General features: G+C 45.0%; 18 protein-coding genes. 4 read left to right on the top strand and 14 right to left on the bottom strand.

Features of this window, described 5'->3' with window-relative positions; translation table 11 throughout:
• Positions 1-45: 45 nt before the first annotated feature.
• From MHH89_RS24830 to MHH89_RS24815, 4 genes are all read right to left on the bottom strand, one after another.
• On the bottom strand, positions 46-1,614 hold the full coding sequence (locus MHH89_RS24830) for a phospholipase D-like domain-containing protein (RefSeq protein WP_341088389.1): 1,569 nt from the start codon (positions 1,612-1,614) through the stop codon (positions 46-48).
• Positions 1,615-1,789: 175 nt separating this feature from the next.
• A complete protein-coding gene (locus tag MHH89_RS24825; protein WP_036676736.1) occupies positions 1,790-2,083 on the bottom strand; it encodes a putative quinol monooxygenase in 294 nt (97 codons plus the stop codon).
• Between the two features lie 58 nt (positions 2,084-2,141).
• Positions 2,142-2,777 (bottom strand): nitroreductase family protein, encoded by a 636-nt coding sequence (locus tag MHH89_RS24820; protein ID WP_076101373.1) that lies wholly within the window; start codon positions 2,775-2,777, stop codon positions 2,142-2,144.
• A 33-nt stretch (positions 2,778-2,810) separates the two neighbouring features.
• The gene (locus MHH89_RS24815) at positions 2,811-3,239 is read right to left on the bottom strand and encodes a MarR family winged helix-turn-helix transcriptional regulator (protein WP_076304354.1); all 429 of its coding nucleotides are present in this window, start codon (positions 3,237-3,239) and stop codon (positions 2,811-2,813) included.
• Positions 3,240-3,397: 158 nt separating this feature from the next.
• On the opposite strand from MHH89_RS24815, the gene MHH89_RS24810 reads away from it, so the two are divergent.
• Positions 3,398-4,183 (top strand): carbon-nitrogen family hydrolase, encoded by a 786-nt coding sequence (locus MHH89_RS24810; protein WP_341088824.1) that lies wholly within the window; start codon positions 3,398-3,400, stop codon positions 4,181-4,183.
• A 102-nt stretch (positions 4,184-4,285) separates the two neighbouring features.
• Here the strand turns inward: MHH89_RS24810 and MHH89_RS24805 are convergent, their stop codons facing one another.
• Positions 4,286-5,179, bottom strand: coding sequence for a lipoate--protein ligase family protein (locus MHH89_RS24805; protein ID WP_076310500.1), 894 nt, complete (start codon positions 5,177-5,179; stop codon positions 4,286-4,288).
• A 239-nt stretch (positions 5,180-5,418) separates the two neighbouring features.
• On the opposite strand from MHH89_RS24805, the gene MHH89_RS24800 reads away from it, so the two are divergent.
• Complete coding sequence (locus MHH89_RS24800; protein WP_076124450.1) at positions 5,419-6,306, top strand: CHAD domain-containing protein; 888 nt, start codon at positions 5,419-5,421, stop codon at positions 6,304-6,306.
• 28 nt (positions 6,307-6,334) lie between these two features.
• Here MHH89_RS24800 and MHH89_RS24795 read toward each other — a convergent pair whose 3' ends face one another.
• The 7 genes from MHH89_RS24795 to MHH89_RS24765 all read right to left on the bottom strand — a co-directional run bounded on the left by MHH89_RS24795 (position 6,335) and on the right by MHH89_RS24765 (position 12,831).
• Entirely contained in the window at positions 6,335-7,546 is a 1,212-nt protein-coding gene (locus MHH89_RS24795; RefSeq protein ID WP_076310501.1) for a Ger(x)C family spore germination protein, read from the bottom strand.
• The gene (locus tag MHH89_RS24790) at positions 7,543-8,634 is read right to left on the bottom strand and encodes a GerAB/ArcD/ProY family transporter (protein WP_076282506.1); all 1,092 of its coding nucleotides are present in this window, start codon (positions 8,632-8,634) and stop codon (positions 7,543-7,545) included. Before MHH89_RS24790 ends, MHH89_RS24795 begins: the two co-directional genes overlap by 4 nt.
• A 27-nt stretch (positions 8,635-8,661) precedes the next feature.
• Positions 8,662-10,410, bottom strand: a complete 1,749-nt coding sequence (locus MHH89_RS24785) for a spore germination protein (protein ID WP_341088387.1) — start codon at positions 10,408-10,410, stop codon at positions 8,662-8,664.
• A gap of 111 nt (positions 10,411-10,521) precedes the next feature.
• On the bottom strand, positions 10,522-10,848 hold the full coding sequence (locus MHH89_RS24780) for a thioredoxin family protein (RefSeq protein ID WP_076124458.1): 327 nt from the start codon (positions 10,846-10,848) through the stop codon (positions 10,522-10,524).
• Between the two features lie 37 nt (positions 10,849-10,885).
• Entirely contained in the window at positions 10,886-11,278 is a 393-nt protein-coding gene (locus MHH89_RS24775; RefSeq protein ID WP_076185170.1) for a MerR family transcriptional regulator, read from the bottom strand.
• A gap of 145 nt (positions 11,279-11,423) precedes the next feature.
• Complete coding sequence (locus MHH89_RS24770; RefSeq protein ID WP_341088385.1) at positions 11,424-12,059, bottom strand: ThuA domain-containing protein; 636 nt, start codon at positions 12,057-12,059, stop codon at positions 11,424-11,426.
• Positions 12,060-12,108: 49 nt separating this feature from the next.
• Positions 12,109-12,831, bottom strand: a complete 723-nt coding sequence (locus MHH89_RS24765; RefSeq protein ID WP_076124464.1) for an SDR family NAD(P)-dependent oxidoreductase — start codon at positions 12,829-12,831, stop codon at positions 12,109-12,111.
• A gap of 228 nt (positions 12,832-13,059) precedes the next feature.
• Between MHH89_RS24765 and ytxJ the strand changes: the two genes are divergently transcribed.
• Both ytxJ and MHH89_RS24755 read left to right on the top strand, forming a co-directional pair.
• Positions 13,060-13,386 carry a bacillithiol system redox-active protein YtxJ gene (gene ytxJ, locus MHH89_RS24760; protein ID WP_042123836.1) on the top strand — a complete coding sequence of 109 codons (327 nt, stop codon included), beginning with the start codon at positions 13,060-13,062 and terminating at the stop codon, positions 13,384-13,386.
• The gene (locus MHH89_RS24755) at positions 13,383-13,622 is read left to right on the top strand and encodes a glutaredoxin family protein (protein WP_076124465.1); all 240 of its coding nucleotides are present in this window, start codon (positions 13,383-13,385) and stop codon (positions 13,620-13,622) included. The genes ytxJ and MHH89_RS24755 overlap by 4 nt, the downstream gene beginning before the upstream one ends.
• 99 nt (positions 13,623-13,721) lie before the next feature.
• Here MHH89_RS24755 and MHH89_RS24750 read toward each other — a convergent pair whose 3' ends face one another.
• Both MHH89_RS24750 and kdpC read right to left on the bottom strand, forming a co-directional pair.
• Positions 13,722-16,046: a histidine kinase gene (locus MHH89_RS24750; protein ID WP_341088384.1), complete on the bottom strand. Its 2,325-nt coding sequence runs from the start codon at positions 16,044-16,046 to the stop codon at positions 13,722-13,724.
• A gap of 104 nt (positions 16,047-16,150) precedes the next feature.
• Complete coding sequence (gene kdpC, locus MHH89_RS24745; protein WP_076124738.1) at positions 16,151-16,738, bottom strand: potassium-transporting ATPase subunit KdpC; 588 nt, start codon at positions 16,736-16,738, stop codon at positions 16,151-16,153.
• Between the last annotated feature and the right edge of the window lie 66 nt (positions 16,739-16,804).

Below are 16,804 nucleotides of genomic sequence, written 5' to 3'. Positions count from 1 at the left end.
AATGATTTATAACGATCATTATATCATGAGAATTAGCCCAATTTATCAAGTATAATTCTGGGTTGCCTTATTCAGATAAGTACTAGGGTGTAACCAAGGATGCTTAAAGAACTCACTTTTACTGGTAATCTTCCGCGAAACACTCAGGTCATAATCGATCATAGACTTTATCTGCTCTGCAAAGGCCTCCCCTTTTACCAGCATTCCCAGCTCAAAATCGTGGCAGGCACTTCTTTCGTTGATATTATATGAACCATGAAAAACGGCTTGTGATCTATGATCATAGGTAATTTTCCAATGGGAAAATCGACCGGTGGCACTGTAGTCATAGAAGGAAACACCGTTAATAAACGGCATATACATATTGCCTCTTACCGCCGCGCGATTTGTAGGATGATCATTAACCTCCAGCGGGTTACAAATGTTCAAATTACACGAGCATTCCGGACCAAGCAGCCCGAGCCGATCCCAAAAATCCTGATCAATCAAATAAGGATTCACGATGATAGTCTCTTCAGCCGCGTAAGTAATTAAATCCAGATAATATTGTTGAATCAGGTTAATCGGGTTACCTGGAAAGCTTGCTAACAGCGTACATTCTTCCTCACCAAAATGATAATCCACATCCGGATAATAAAAGACATCATTCACATCAAAATGATCTCCGCCTAGAAGCAGCCAGCGAGAATAGAACATCGCATTCAAAGGCTGCGCTGCTGCGCCGCGAATCCGGAAGCAGCCATCATGCCACTCAGCCTCTTTACTAGGAATCCCCTGTGGATGTCCATCTATACTCATTGCAGAGGATGCCTGCACTGGGGTCTCATACGTATATTGGTCACCAATATTTACACTGCCTATAATCGAGGTTACCCCATCTATGACCATAAACTTCCGATGATCGATGACATTCAGTCCTGTAACCTCAACATCCTCTTGCACTTTATCCTGCAGAAACAGGATACTTTCCGGCACTCCCTCTTGCTCCAGCGCCTTTCGTTTCACCCGCCATTCAATGGCTGTATAATACGAATTGAAGGTATTCAGCAGCTTGGCGCCTGCATTCTCAAGCTGATCAGCAATCTTGGAGAACTGGCCGTACTCCAGATTATTTCCGTACCCCAAAGCCGTCAATGTGTAATTGACCATAACCCTTACCTTAACGCCACGCTTAAGAGCATAAAACAGTTCATCTGCAACCAGATTCCCCGAACGATCATTAAAAAAAAGCATGACAGACAGGTGGATATAATGCTGCGCTTTTCTGATCTCCTCTAATATCATTCCTAGACACTCTGGACCATTCACGTAAGGTGTTACTTGATTATTCCACGTAGTCTGCGGAGCCAGAACCTTTAGCTTGCCTGAGTCTAGTCTGCCCAATACTTCAGTAAGTTGTTCCAGTAAGCTTGGACTAAATCCAGGAAGCTGGAATAGCTGCTGACTTGTCGTAATGACCCCGCCAAGCGTCTGACGATAGGCTCTGGCAGCCTCTAGGTCTATCCCCTCAAGCTTACGCTCCACCTCTTCTCCTGCTACACCCATAATACGGGCAAGCGATCCGCCGGATAGATAATAATTCAAGAAATCAATCATATTTCTCTGTGTCTTCATATGTAAAGTCCCCCATCGTTTATATTGCATGCCTTTGAATCAAGGTAAGGATAGATACCCTAGATTTCCTTTTTATAAACGGGGTGAAATGCAAAACAGGGATGCCCCACAGCCTTTATGGCTATAGATCATCCCTGTTAAGGTTTAAACAAAATTCGCTAAGAATGGAGACAGCTTATTTTACCTGTTCTGCGCTAAATACTTTAACATCTAGAGGAGCAGCCAAGAATTCGCCAGCTTTAGCTGAGAAAGCAGTGAAATGAGCGCTCGTATTGTGGCTGGATACTGCTTCAGCATCACGCCATTGCTCAATCATAATAAATGAGTTGGCTTCTCCAGCATTCTCATATAGCTCATAAGAAAGGTTACCCTCTTCAGCATGAGTAGCAGCCAGTAATGCTTTAGACTCCGTCAAAAACTGTTCACGACGCTCTGGATTAACTTTAAGTACAGCATGAATAATGATCATTGTATATTCCTCCTAAGATTAGTGTTTATGGTAGCGCGTTGGCTTACTAACTTTATAATTATTTCCACTCAGCAACTTTATCGATAGGCAGACGAACAGAGGGGTAACCTGCATCTACAGCTTTACCAATGGAGAGCAGCATTACAGGAACATAACGATCTTTTTCCATACCAAACGCTTCAGCGATTTGGTCTTTTTCAAATCCACCAATTGGGTTTGTATCGTAACCATGTGCACGAGCAACCAGCATCAGCTGCATAGCAACAAGTGCGCCATCGATAAGCACGGTGTCTCTGTTAATTTCCCGTGGCAGGTTAGCGAAATGAGCGGATAATCTGGTTAATTGATTTTCTTTTACTTCAGCAGGCATAAGTCCACGTTCAACAGCCGTACCGTAAATTTCTTCAGCGTAATCGAAGTTGTTCAAATCACCAAAGATGGCAATCATAGCCGCAGAAGTCTCTACTTGTACGTTATTAAAACGAGCGAGAGGCGCTAAGGTAGCTTTAGCTTCGTCACTTTCAATGACCAGAAAACGCCAAGGCTGCATGTTCACTGAAGATGGAGCAAGTGTAGCTTCGGTAAGGATCTGTGTCATTTCTTCTTTGCTGATTTTAACGGATGGATCATATTTGCGGATAGAGCGGCGTCCTGTAATAATTTCTTGAAAATCATTTGTTTGTGTAGCGTTCATATGTTTAATTCTCCTTTGAGTGTGTTTTGTAAGTTACAACAGAATGATATTAGATTGCAGACGATTGAGCATATCAATGAGCACTGCTCGCTCCTGATCGTTAAAACCTGTTAGCAGAGTAGCGATAAACCGCCTTTTCTCTTCGCTATATTTAACCATTCTTTCCCGACCTTGATCGGTTAATGAGACCAATGTGACCCTGTTATCGGCTGGGTTATTGCGGCGAGCGATCATGCCACTCTCTTCCAATCCCTTCAGATGACGTGTGACGGCTGCCGCATCAATATCCATTTCCTTTTGCAGACTAATTTGGCTGACTTCATCTACCCGAAACAGTTCATGCAGGAGGCGAAGCCGTGTGGGACTGATCCCTGCACAACGTTCGAATTTTGGAGAGATTCCTTTGTTTAAGGCCTGCAGCAGTTCAAATATATGTTCTTCCTCAGGACAGTACTCCGTCAAAATATACCTCCTTTCTATATTTAATTGCATGCAATTGTTTTGTATAAAATTATACTAACGCATAATCATTGACCCGTCAACTAATATATCAAATCATTTTTAAAAAATCAACATTGCTTATCCTCATCCGGTGCTATACGCTTGAACAAAAGAGGAGGATACCTATGAGAATATCCCTGATTCAGCTGGATATAGCATTTGGCAATCCCGCTATGAATTATGCTGCTGTTGTCCAGAAAATAAAAGAAGCCGCTGTCGCTGCCCCCGATTGTCTGATTCTCCCTGAGCTATGGACCACTGGTTATGATCTGACTCGCTTAGAAGATATTGGCGATCCGGAAGGAGAAATTACCAAGGCATTTATCTCCAGCTTGGCTAAACAATACAGCATCAATATCATCGCTGGTTCTGTCGCTAGCCGAAATGATACTGGTGTAACCAATCGTATGTATGTATTTAATCGATCAGGTGAGCTCGTCGGACAATACAGCAAGTTGCATTTGTTCCAGCTGATGGATGAACATTTGTATCTGCAGCCGGGAGAAGCCAAAGGACTATTCACATTAGACAATACGTTATGTGCAGGGCTAATCTGTTATGATATCCGTTTTCCGGAGTGGGTTCGCGCCCATACCGCACAAGGAGCGGAAATCCTGTTCGTCTGCGCTGAATGGCCACTGCCCAGATTGTCCCACTGGCGGGCGCTGTTGATCAGCCGGGCCATCGAGAACCAATGTTTTGTTGTAGCCTGCAACCGTGCAGGCAGCGATCCTGCCAATATCTTTGCTGGGCATTCAATGATTATTGATCCTTGGGGAGATATTGTGTGTGAGGCTTCTGAAGAGGAAGAAATTCTAACCGGAGAGATCGATTTACATCAGGTGCGTGAGATTAGGAAACAAATTCCGATTTTTTCGGACAGACGTCCTGAGTTGTATAATTAAAAGAGCGTCATTGTTGAATATTAAAAAAGACGTTACGTAGGCTGGCTCTATCCAGCTTTCCGTTACGTCCTTTTTTAACAGACTCCAACCCATGCTCAGCCCTCAGGAATACCGCTCGCGCAGCACCCGCGTTGCATCGAGCACACGTGGATCATCATAGTCCAAGCTGTATCCTGTCTCTTGCTGCAAAATGCGGGATGCTCTAAGAGAGACTCCACGACGAATTAAAGCCTGAATAATCCCCTCCACAAACACTTTCGCCACTTCAGGTCCACCAAGTTCACCCAGTCCAGCAATCGTCTCTGGACGAACCCGTGGATATGATAGTGAGGAGTCTCCTCCGGAGGCTTGCGCATAGAAATTACGAATTTGTTCACCGCGTTCTTGTCCCGAGCCAGAAACTACAACAAATGCATGTACAAAATAGGCATTGTTCTGCCTACGCTGAGCAATACCACAAAACTTCCGGCCACCAATGGCCAGATCGAAATCACCAGGGCAGTAAGAACCAACAATCTCACCAGCCTCAATTTGCGCCGCAGCCTGTGGATGACTTATAGCAACCGCTTCCGTGATCAAAGCAGCCAAGAGCTTAAAGTCATCATGAAAGTCCAGCTTTCCACGTCCTTTGGGCAGAACTAGAGAAACATTAATGATCCCTGCATCCAGAGGCACCGCAGCCCCGCCGGAATGCCTAACCGCCGTTCTAATCCCTTGCGCCTCAAGCGTGAGCATCGCCTGAGCTGCACACGGTAGCTTACTGTCCCGAAGTCCAAGCGCTACACCACCAGAATGACTCCACAGATGCAAGCTAGGAGGTATAATGCCCGCTCCAACATCCCGGCATAAGGTTTCCTCAAAAGCGAACGGGACCAACATATCCTCTAAGCTATCTACTTCTATACCTTTGCTCTCATCCCTTGCACTCAGATGTTGAAAGAGCCCCATTTCTGAAGGAAGTTTACTAAATATTGAATCATACTCACGAGTATCCACCAAAGCCCCTCTTTCCCGAATATGAGCCACGAGACCTGCTATTCTCTACCAGCTAAGGATCCAAGCCTATCCGTATAAATAATGATAGTAATATTGTAACCGATCTGTCTCCATGCTGTGAGTAGAGAATTGAAATGAGGTTATGATAACGCTATTCTTATAGTAAATGGACTTACCCCAGAGCATAATAGGGGAAGCCCTAAATTCATGCTATCCCAAACGTTAAGGAGTGATGCTGCATGACAGGAGACAAGCTGACCAAAGAACGACAGCTAACCAAAACAAAGCAATGGGAACAAGCCCTTAACCACCTTTATATCAACTTTTGGGATTACAGCCATGACGCATTAAATAAATTCGCTGATGAAGATATCCACCAGGCAAGAGTGAACTGCCGTAAGCTGCTAAGTCTATTATCCATTCTTGATCCGCGGCACACTTCAGGCCTGTACCCTATTTTCAAAAAAGCGCAAAAGAGATTAGGTAAAGTGCGAGATGCAGATGTTCTAATAGAATCTTTCAAGAACAAGCGCAAGCAGGCGAAGGAGAACGGAGATTCCAAAACTGCAGACCTGTTAAAGGCAGTGATTGCGTACCAAAAGGACAAGCGCAAAACTTACCGCAAGAAGCTCGCTAAGGAGCTGCCTGAACTAATTAATGAAGACCTCGAGGAAAAGTGGAAGACCTTCCTAAGCGAGCAGCTTGAAGCCCTAGCCGCCAAAAAGAATGTTAACGTTGTTATGCGTGAGCTTGAGATCGCTTATGAGCAGAAGAAAAAAACCTGTAAAGCTATTTTCCATGAAGACAATGCCGAATCTAAAGAAGCCTTCGACGCTTTGCACCAGCTAAGAATCGCTGCTAAGGAACTGCGTTATACCGCGAGTGCAGCCGATTTTGCATTAAATCAGAAATTCCATGCGCATGAGGAGATCTATAAGGAGATTCAAGATCAACTTGGGCTGATTAACGACAAACGTCTATGGCTGGAAACACTGAATGCTATTGGACGTGAAGAGCTGGACATCGGTAAAAAAGCATGGAATGCCTTCACGTCGCAATTAAAGGATGAAGTGCTCGATGCACTGCATCATAATGATGTCATTCCTATCCAGACACAAACGAAGTAGCTCCATACAACATTGCAAATGGTCCTTTCTATTCAGCCGTTGTATCTGATGCACCATACTCTTCAATATTCAGTTTCACTTCATAGGTAATCGGAATCTCACTAAAGGTTTCATCCCAGTTATCCTCTACGCTCCGCCATACGGCTGGATGTTGAATACGCAAAGCGTTGCCGAAACCTGCAACCTCTGTATGCAGCTCCTTCTGCATTTTTTTCACAGTGACCTGAAGCATGTCTAAGACATGCTTCTCCAGCACTGCTTTATCCTCCTTTACAATGCCGTCATGTAACTTCTTTGCACTCTTGGCAAAAGCCTCACCATATCTCCCCGTAGATTCTATTTTCACATGAAAAGAGATCTTCCCATCCTTCACATTAGCTTTATACTTACTACCCAGAGATTTGATTTCATAGGTAATGAGCTTATTGTTAGACGGGTCGTATGCTTTGAGAGCACCCCCCTCTCCCTTTCCAGTCAGCCAAACCATACCTTCCAGCTCCGATGCATCTAAAAAACCAACGAGCTTTCCCGTTTTCCCTTTAATTACGCCTGCTCCATCCAGCTTTGTCTCCTTCTCTTTTTCTAAAGAAATTACATTCTGCAACATGAAACTTCTTTTACCATGCAAAGGACCCGCCACTTTAGCTATTGAAACCGGCTCCCATATCCTCGTGCTCCGACTTCTATTCACAAAAATCCCCTCTAATACAAATGACGGGGTTTGGCCCGGCAGCGCATTTTCCAATACATCTCTGGCTTTTCCCTTGCTGACATATAGTAGAACACTGGGACGGATATCGTTATCCCTGCTAAAGAAATCAATTAACTCAGAAAACTTGGTAGAGCGTGCAAGCTTCTCACCGATCACAATGACCTTAAGGTGATGTCCGATTGGAGTACGTCTAGTACGCAGTGAAAGTGCCCGTAATGCTTCAAACATAGAATCACTTACTTCACTCATGTTATAGTAATTTCTGGTTGAGGATGAGGCCGCACCAGACTTCATACCTGACCCTCCCGAGCCTTGAGGAATCGCAAACTGATAAGTACTCATGATTTGTTTAGGCATGGGCTTCCCCCCACCTCCTTGCTGAGTAGCCTCTTCGTTCTCGTTCTGCTCCGCACTGTCCAGGGCAACACCAATCTCCATACTTAACTCCTCAACAGGTGTACTGCTCCAGCAACCGGTCAACAGAATACATACTATAAGAAATGTAATCGACACTCTCCATTTTTTCATGAAGCCGCCCTCCGGAAATGTGCGATGATCAATAGCGGCAATGGAATTAATCCAAATAAAACGATCATCCAATTACCTACGACTGTCCCTAATGCAAATAGAGCATTCACATTTGGTGGCATTCTGGAAACTAGATAGGCTACTGGAAGTATAGCCAATAAGCAGCTATTAAATCGTTTATGAAATATTTGAGAAACTCCCAAAGCAGCAGCATAAATAGTGATGCAGAAGGTGCAGAAAATTTGCATAATCCAGATTACCAGCAGCAGCGATTCAAACCTCTCAAAAATAAGATAATTCACCTCAAAGCTTCTCACTAGATCAAGAAATGGCCAAGTTCTTGTGACCACTCCATCTATAGAAAACGCACCAATAGTCATTACAACAGCTAAAAGATAAAAGAACGTTGATATACATGATCCAGCAATAATTACCTTTACTGCTTTTTGTGGCTTATCCATAAAAGCAACAACGAACAGCATCGCTTCACCAGCAGTAAAAGTCAGAATGGTTGGCCTGATGCCCTTCCATACCGGTCCTAAACCATCTCCAAGAAAAGGCCGCAAATTATCGATATCGAAAACTTCAATACTAAGCAAGCATACTCCAACAAAAACTGTCCAAGTAATCGGAACAATCAACCTACACATGCTAGTGATAGCATTAAGTCCTCCTCTGCATAAATAGAAGGCTATCCAAATAAACACAGCAACAATAGCCCAAGGAGGGGTTCCCTCCAGCAGAAAAAAAGAGGTCACTTCCTGTACGGAACGTGCTTCAAAACTGGCTATACACAGAAAATAAACAATCACTAATATAGAGAGCATCACTCCAAGTGGCTTGCCAATGATTTTCCCGCTAAATTGAAAAATAGTTTGACCTGGAAACCGTTGGCTAAGTTTCACTATAATTAAACCCGTTAAAAAGGTAATTACTCCCCCTAAAAAAACGGAGATCCACACGTCTGGAGTTTCACTCGCCTCTACAATCGTCCGAGGAAGTGTAAGTATCCCTGCCGCAATAGTATAATTGGCTAATATGATCGTCGCTTGAACAGCAGTAATTCGGTCCTTCACCTCGGTACTCATATTCGCTTCCTCCTTTACTTCGATCTCTCACCCTTTGCGTCGGGGGTCCTTCGGCTTCAACAGCGTAGGGCGGCCTGTTAGAAATTGCAGCGGCATACGGAATATAAAATCTTTCCAATCCTTAATCTTATACGGGATAAACATGCCAAGATAAGGCATGCCAAAGCTTTTTAGCTTGATTAAATGGGCACTGATGAAAAGAAAGAATAACACCACTCCATATAATCCAAAGACTGCTGCAAAAAACATGGCTACAAAACGGAGCATACGCAGCGTCATTCCTGCACTATACATAGGGATGGTGAAGGAGGAAATTGCTGTAACTGAAACAACGATAACTAGAATAGGACTCACGATTCCTGCTTCTACCGCGGCTTGGCCGATGATCAGACCGCCTACAATCCCCATTGCAGGACCGATAGGTTTAGGTAGCCGGAGTCCAGCCTCCCGTAATATTTCAATCGAGGTCTCCATGATTAAGGCTTCGATTAATACTGTAAAAGGTACACCTTGGCGGGAGCTGATGATTGAAATGGCCAACTTTGTCGGAATCAATCCCGGCTGAAAGGAGAGGAAGGAAATATATAGTGCCGGTGCAAACATTGATATCAATGCGGCGAGAAAACGCAGTAAGCGCACCAACGACCCCACCATCCACCGATCGTAATAATCCTCTGGGGATTGCAGCAGCATCCCGAAGGACACGGGCATGATCAAGGCAAAGGGTGTGCCATCCAGCAGGATAGCTACTCTCCCTTCCAATAACGCTGCCATTACGCGGTCAGGTCTTTCCGTATTCTGAATCTGCTGGAATGGCGTGAAGCTATTATCTTCGATTAATTGCTCCACATAACCAGATTCTTGCACATCATCTATATCAATCGTCCTGATTCTTCTTTTGACTTCTTCGACCAGTTCATCATTCGCGATGTCCTTGATATAAGTTAGAACCAGATCCTTCTTCATCCTCTTGCCTACAGTAAAAGAAATCATGGCTAGCTCTGTGCTCTGCCCATGTCGGCGCAGTAATGCCGTGTTGTCACTTAACGTCTCATTAAATCCGCTTCGAGATCCCCGCAAGACAGCTTCTGATTCAGGCTCCTCTATCCCTCTTGTGTTCCCCTTCGGGGTGCTGAGCACAATAGCCTCCGGTATCCCTTCTACTAACAGCACTACAGAGCCGAACAACACCTTTTGAAGGGAGAGCTTCACATCATCTGTAAACTCAACTTCCGAAATAAGCACGATCTCATGAATGAGAATATCTTTTAGATCCTTTGCTTCCGGTATCGTATGGGGATCCTTAAAAACCTTATAGGCATTCATTAAAGGCTTCAGAATATTCCGATCCATTTTATCTTTATCTGTCAGTCCATCTACAAATATAAGGGCCGCTTGCAGCTTTATACCTCCGATACGTAACTCCCGAAAACTCACATCATGCATATCTGTGCTCATCTCTTTAAATCTTTGCAAATCCTCCCGAAATTGACCGCTATAGCTTGCTCCTGTAGAAGATTCTTCAATGATTCCAACAGAATCGTCCGCCTTAGCAACCTTTTTCGTATTGCTAGAACCTAGAGAGGCTTCTCCGTAAGGAACACCCCCACCTATGCTGCCGGCAGCTTTTTTTGCTCTAGTACTTATCGTATCTTCCTTTACATTAGCCCAACTCATCATCCGGATTAGAATAAACGGAACGAAAAAGATCATAATAGCTTGGAAAATCACACTCCATTTAGGAATTATCTCTAGAATAATATTCCACACCCTCATCACCTCCTTTATAACTGTGTTCGTATTTTTTACCGAAGATGGGTAAATCATGCACGCAAAAAAGACCCCACAATATGGAGTCTCCCTAATTTCATCTTTAAAATTATCGCCTTATGCTTGAAGAACCTTGTTCAGTATGCCTTGGTAGGCTGCTTTCGGACGCAGACCGACCAGCTTTTCCACAGGCTGCCCCTCTTTATATACAATGACTGTAGGCATCCCCATAACACCCGCTTCTCCAGCCAAATCCGGCAGTTCATCACAATTCACCTTAACAATAGAAACATCGTCTCCATATTCCTGGTGAAGATCTTCCAGAACAGGCAGCAGCACCTTACAAGGGGGGCACCATGGCGCACCATAATCCACCAGTACCGTTCCTCCACCACGTATTTCTGACCGCACCCAATCCGCACTATCGGCATTTATAATAGACATTTGCCATTCCTCCTCATATTTTTCAACACCAGCAGTACTATTCCAAGTTCTCCAGTGGACACGTTCCCAACTTGCTCTCATCCTGCTCCTGCAGAATAGATGCCATTCGTTCTTCCAAATTTCTCTTGATCTGATTCAGCTCTACAAGCTGACGTTCAATATCTTCCAATTTACTGCGGTATAGTGGCATCACTTCTGCGCAGAAAGCTTCTTTGTTCTTCAAGACACAATGTAGAAAGCCCGCGATCTGCTCTGTCGACAGACCCAGGTTCAAATATAGTTTAATCGTTTCTACCGTCTCTACAGCAAGTGAAGAATACTCCCGATATCCGTTGGCCTGACGGATCGGCGAGATTAATCCTTGACTCTCATAGTAACGAAGTGAACGGACGCTTACGCCCGTCAGTTTAGCAAGCTCACCTATTTTCATAGCATTCTCCCCGGGGTTCATGAGAATTGTTCTACACCAGTATAAACCCTGACACCAATGTTAGAGTCAACAAAAAAAATCCAACCGCGGCTAACCCGCAGTTGGACTCGTGTTTTATTTTACAACAGGTATATCCGCTTATATCCTACAATAATCCTGCCGCCCAAAGTCCACCTCTAAGAATCATCTGGCGAAAGGGCTCTACGGAAAATGACGGCAAATGATGACCAGGCATTAAATAAACAACCCGGCCTAGACCAAATTCATGGCACCAAGCTGCCTGTCTCATTGCCCCATCATGAGGATATTCCATAAGCACAGTTGTTTCGAAATAGGGATGCTGCTCAAAATAATAAGGCTCATCATCGATCACAAATTCTTCGATCCCCTGCATAATGGGATGCTCCCGTGCCGGTATGGACATCTGGAGCGAAGTGAATTCTGGATGATGAGTGAAATGCGCTCCCAGCATAGCGCCTAGCTCCTGATTACGCTGTAAGGAGATTCCGTTATGTACCACTAGTAATCCGCCACCGTTAACCACATAGGAGAGCAATGCGCTGCTTTGTTCCGCCGGTATTTTATAATCGGAGAATTCGGTATAAGAGATCACCAGCTTGTAGTCAGATAATGTTTCTTTATTAAGCAGCCCATAATCCTCCGAGGAGAATACCTGCAGATCATTGGCAAGGATCTGCTCAATCTCCCGGTCTACTCCCGCAAATGGGTGATATTTAACCTCCGAATAACTTCCGAGTGCCAGTGCTTTTAGTGTAGACATCCTATCATCGCCTTTCTTCGTGTAGTTTTTTTGATTACGGGAAGCCCATCTACCAAGGCCATGTATTTCCATCCACGTCAAGATAGGCCGGCTCATCCCCTAGATGCTTTTTATACTCCATAACCTGACTTATAATCTGGTCTGCAGACACATCGGGTGAAATATCCGCTTGCTCATTTTTTTCGCCATGCATATAAGTCTTCATCCAGCCGGGGTGAAACACCATCACTTGACCCCCAAGCGTCTTTAGATGATTGTGCATCAGGGAGGATTGCATATTGAGAGCCGCCTTAGACATGCAGTAGCCGTACATATTAATACGTTTATTTCTGCCAATGCTGCCCGCTTCCGAAGAAATATTAACAATCAATTTATCCTTACTTTGCAATAAAAGTCCCATAAGTGCATTGCTGACTCTCAACGCGCCTAGCGTATTCACATTATAAATCTCCGCCATGCCCTCATCATCCATATCCACCAGCATCGTAGCATCATCTGCGGAATGAATAATTCCGGCATTATTAATAAGAATATCAACATGCCCAGTTCTGCTGGCGATAGCCCTTGCTGCCTGCTTTACACTGTCCTTACTACCAATATCGAGTGGAATAAGTTCCAGCTGTTCCGGATACTCCTCTTTAAGCGCTTTCAATTCATCTGTATCTCTCATGTATTGTCCAGCAAATACTGAGAACTGTTTCTCTAAAAGAGAGTGCACAAGAGACAATCCGAGACCCCGATCAGCTCCAGTCACACATGCGACTCTGTTCATTCTTATCAACACTCCTACCTAGTAAGGATTATTGAAGCAAGTTGTCTTCCTTTCACCTTAGCATGCCGTCCTCTTTTTTTCAACGCACTAAAATGAGGGTTTAGTCATCCTTGGATTAGCTGCTCCAGAATCCTTTTTGTTTTAAATTTAATATATGTTACAATCATGATTACAGGTTGTTAACAACACAATGGTTAGCAAAATACCGATCCCAGGAGGGTGATATCTATGTCTATTCAACAACTTCATACATTGGAAGATCTTGAGCAGTATGTGGCTAAACCTGGCAAGAAGCTGCTGTTCAAACACAGCACTACCTGCCCGATTAGCGCCAAAGCTAATGAAGAATTCCAGGCTTATCTAAAGGATGCGGATACTGCAGCAGCAGTAGTTCTAGTCATCGAGGATCGTCCAGTTTCCAATCAAATTGCCGAGGATTTCGGGATTAAGCATGAATCTCCACAGCTCTTCCTGCTTGAGGATAATGAGGTCCGCTGGAACACTTCCCACTGGAAGATCACAAGAGATGCTATCAAAGAGGCTGTGAACCAATGAGCCAGCAAGTGATTGTTTATTCAACAGCAGGCTGCAGCGACTGTAATCTGGTCAAACAATATCTTACGGAGCAAGGTATCCCTTTTGAAGTAAGAGATGTTATGACTAGCACCGTCTATCAAGAGGAAGTCGAAAAGCTTGGTTTCATGGGTGTTCCTGTTACTGTAGCAGGGGATCACGCCACCAAAGGATTCAATCTTCCCGAGCTGAAAGCACTTCTCGAAGCTGCTCAGTAATTCATTCGTTTAATTATTTAGCACTTGATATATGCTTACAAAAAAGGGGATTCCAGCAGCCACTCGGCAAGGAATCCCTTTTTTTCATTGTTCTAAAGCTTAGGGTTCCTCACGCATAAGATTTGCCACGACCAGTACATCTACATTTCTGGCCGAACGCAAAATCTGTTTAGTGACATCCCCGCGTAGCCATTTGCGCACCCATGAGCGTTGGGACTGGCCGATAATAATCTGTGTGCTCTGTAAGGCTTGAGACCTTTCAAGCAGCAAGGAAGACACTCGTGCCGGGAGCACGTTAGGAATCATCTTAAACGTTCCACCCAGTCGTTCCGTCAATTCTTTCAAATCATTAATTCGTTTATCGTAAGAAGGCCCGCTCTGCTTATATTCCTGTACGTACGTAACATACCAGCAAGCTTTTAGACGATAGGCAATCCGAAAACCGCGCCGAATCAGACGTTCCGCATGATCTCCTAAGGTGATGCACACATAGATCACTTCCTGCCGCCGCCAAGGTCCCCGCAGCGACCCGACACGTTCCCAGGCCTCCAGACGTTCATCCACATCATCAGCAATTTCCCGCAGCGCCAGTTCACGGAGGGCGATTAGATTGCCGATTTTGAAAAAAGCACCCAGCGCCTGATCCACTTTGGTCATCGCATATATTTTTCCATCCTTCATCCGCTCTTGCAGTGTTTTGGGGGATACATCGATAAGTTCAACTTCGTCGGCCCGTTGCAGAATGCTGTCCGGGAAAGTCTCTCTAACTCTAACTCCGGTAATTTGTTCTACTGCATCATTCAAGCTTTCTAAATGCTGAACATTCACTGTGGAGATTACAGAGATCCCCGCATCCAATAACTCCATAACATCCATATACCGCTTCTTATGCTTGCTGCCCGGCATATTGGTATGTGCCAGTTCATCTACCAGTACGACCTCCGGATTACGCTTAATAATAGCTGCCGTATCCATTTCCTCAAGGACAGTCCCCCGATAGTCAATGCTCAGTCGCGGAAGGATCTCCAGCTCACCGATCTGTTCAAGGGTTTCTTTACGTCCATGCGTTTCTAGTAGTCCAATAACAACATCGATCCCTCTCTTTAAGAGATCATTTCCTTCTCGCAGCATCTTATAAGTCTTGCCCACCCCGGGAGCAGCACCAATGTACACTTTAAATGTGCCCCCACGAATCGCATCGATTTTATCCTTTACTTCCTGAGTGCTTAATCTGTGATAGGCATCAGCTTTCCGCTCATTTCGGCTCTGCCGGGTAGGAAGAACACGTTCTCCCTCACGCTCAGCACGATCAGCCACGAAAAACACATCTACTCCACGGATTTGCTTTAACAATGAGTTAGCAATCGAACCCTTCCACAGCTCCTGCCACGCCGTTTGCTTAGAGTGACCCATAACGATACGGGTAATATTATGCTGGATGGCGTATTTCACTAGAAGTCCCGGAATCTCCCTCTTCGAGCGAAAAGAAATCTCCTCCATCGAGGCCCCAATCTTCTCAGTCAGCTTCCATAGGGATCGCTTGAAGGTTGCTGCTTCCTTAGAGGGCGTCAGGCCCTGCTTCCAGAAGGATACCACCGCCAGATCTCCGTTTAACCGTTTAGCGATTTGCTGCCCACGGCGGATATGAATCGAGCCATTCCAATAATACTGTGCGGACACCAACACTTTTTCGGCAATCCCCGAAGCCCCCAGCAATCCTTGCTCCTCCCGATGCTTCTCCAGCGAACCATTAACATCCTCCGCAACCATTCTCAGCGCCAGCTCCCGCAGCTTGCTTAGATTCCCTTTGTTAAAAAGCGAAGTCCGCTGCTTCTTGCCCAAATGTCCTTCGGACAAACGTTGAAGTATCTTTTCCGGAGTCACATCAATTAGAACGATATCATCTGCAAGGGTGAGCACTTCCGCAGGCAAGGAATATTCCACCTCAATCCCCGTCCACTTCCGCGCAAGATCTGCTGCGCCCTCCAGCTCGTATACGTTTACAGTTGTGATGACACTAATTCCACAGCCCAATAAATATTTGATATCCTCCAGCCTAGTTGATCTCACCGCACCCTCGCGATTATGATGAGCCAATCCATCGGTCAGTACAACCTCTGGATTACGCGCCACAATGGCCCCCACGTCCAGATCCTTCTTCTCGATCTCCTTCTGAAACCAATGAATACTTGGAATCCGTTCCAAGTCACCCAGCTGATCCCTTGTTTCTGGACTTTGGTTGGTTGAAACCGCACAGATTACAACATCGATGCCCTGTGCTTTCAGCGCCTGACCCTCACGCAGCATCTGATAGGTCTTGCCTGATCCACTGACCGGACCTATATAGATCTTCAGGCGTCCACGATGCAGCTCATAAATAGAGAGCAGCAGTTCCTCCGGCGTCTTCCTCCGATATGTTCCCATCAAGACCACTCCTTAATAACCCGTTCATCCATTCACTCTTCTATGCCAGAAAGCAAGATATCCCTGACCCAGTTTGAACAATCGGGCAGGGATATTAGCTATATTTATTTGTTCGTTAATTTCTGCAGCTCCATGTTCAGCTTCAGAACATTTACCCGCTTTTCACCAAACAGCCCTAGATCACGACCTTCGGTCTGCTTATTCACTAGCTCTTCCAGCTGCGCGGCTGGAATCCCAGTCAAATTACTGATCCGGGGAATCTGCACAATTGCCGACGCAGGAGTGATATGCGGATCAAGACCTGAACCCGAGTTGGTTACTAAATCAACCGGCAGCTTGTTTACAGGCACATCCGGATTATCCAGCTGCCACTGTGTAATGGAATCCTTCGTCCGCTGCAGCATATCCGGGTTGGATGGGCCGTAGTTATTGGAGCCTGAGGCTTCCGCTTTATAATCAATGCTGGATACACGGCCATGGAATAATGCCGGGTCCGTAAAGCTTTGCCCGATGAGTTCTGAGCCCACAACTACTCCAGCGTCATTCTTCAGCTGACTGCCGTTCGCTTGCGATGGCATCAGAACTTGAGCAATCGCTGTAGTAGTCAGAGGATAAATCACTCCGCAAAGAACAATAAACACTAGACATAGCCGTAATATAATAAAGAAATTAGCACCCTTCGATGATGACAACTGTTCTTCAGCGTCCGCAATCGATTTTCTGTTATTCACGATGCTCTCACCCTTTCAATGATTAGT

The sequence above is a fragment of the Paenibacillus sp. FSL H7-0323 genome (genome assembly GCF_038002725.1).
Taxonomy (GTDB): Bacteria; Bacillota; Bacilli; order Paenibacillales; family Paenibacillaceae; genus Paenibacillus_AQ; species Paenibacillus_AQ odorifer.
The sequence above is the reverse complement of the archived record's forward strand: the minus strand, read 5'-3'. Positions and strand labels throughout refer to the sequence as shown.

Bases quoted from the DNA above. Each gene is read 5' to 3' on its own strand.
- ytxJ (WP_042123836.1), top strand. From the start codon at position 13,060: ATGTCTATTCAACAACTTCATACATTGGAAGATCTTGAGCAGTATGTG.
- MHH89_RS24790 (WP_076282506.1), bottom strand. From the start codon at position 8,634: ATGAGTACCGAGGTGAAGGACCGAATTACTGCTGTTCAAGCGACGATC.
- MHH89_RS24750 (WP_341088384.1), bottom strand. From the start codon at position 16,046: ATGGGAACATATCGGAGGAAGACGCCGGAGGAACTGCTGCTCTCTATT.
- MHH89_RS24820 (WP_076101373.1), bottom strand. From the start codon at position 2,777: ATGAACGCTACACAAACAAATGATTTTCAAGAAATTATTACAGGACGC.
- MHH89_RS24780 (WP_076124458.1), bottom strand. From the start codon at position 10,848: ATGTCTATTATAAATGCCGATAGTGCGGATTGGGTGCGGTCAGAAATA.
- MHH89_RS24765 (WP_076124464.1), bottom strand. From the start codon at position 12,831: ATGAACAGAGTCGCATGTGTGACTGGAGCTGATCGGGGTCTCGGATTG.
- MHH89_RS24755 (WP_076124465.1), top strand. From the start codon at position 13,383: ATGAGCCAGCAAGTGATTGTTTATTCAACAGCAGGCTGCAGCGACTGT.
- MHH89_RS24800 (WP_076124450.1), top strand. From the start codon at position 5,419: ATGACAGGAGACAAGCTGACCAAAGAACGACAGCTAACCAAAACAAAG.
- MHH89_RS24785 (WP_341088387.1), bottom strand. From the start codon at position 10,410: ATGAGGGTGTGGAATATTATTCTAGAGATAATTCCTAAATGGAGTGTG.
- MHH89_RS24795 (WP_076310501.1), bottom strand. From the start codon at position 7,546: ATGAAAAAATGGAGAGTGTCGATTACATTTCTTATAGTATGTATTCTG.
- MHH89_RS24830 (WP_341088389.1), bottom strand. From the start codon at position 1,614: ATGAAGACACAGAGAAATATGATTGATTTCTTGAATTATTATCTATCC.
- MHH89_RS24775 (WP_076185170.1), bottom strand. From the start codon at position 11,278: ATGAAAATAGGTGAGCTTGCTAAACTGACGGGCGTAAGCGTCCGTTCA.
- MHH89_RS24770 (WP_341088385.1), bottom strand. From the start codon at position 12,059: ATGTCTACACTAAAAGCACTGGCACTCGGAAGTTATTCGGAGGTTAAA.
- MHH89_RS24825 (WP_036676736.1), bottom strand. From the start codon at position 2,083: ATGATCATTATTCATGCTGTACTTAAAGTTAATCCAGAGCGTCGTGAA.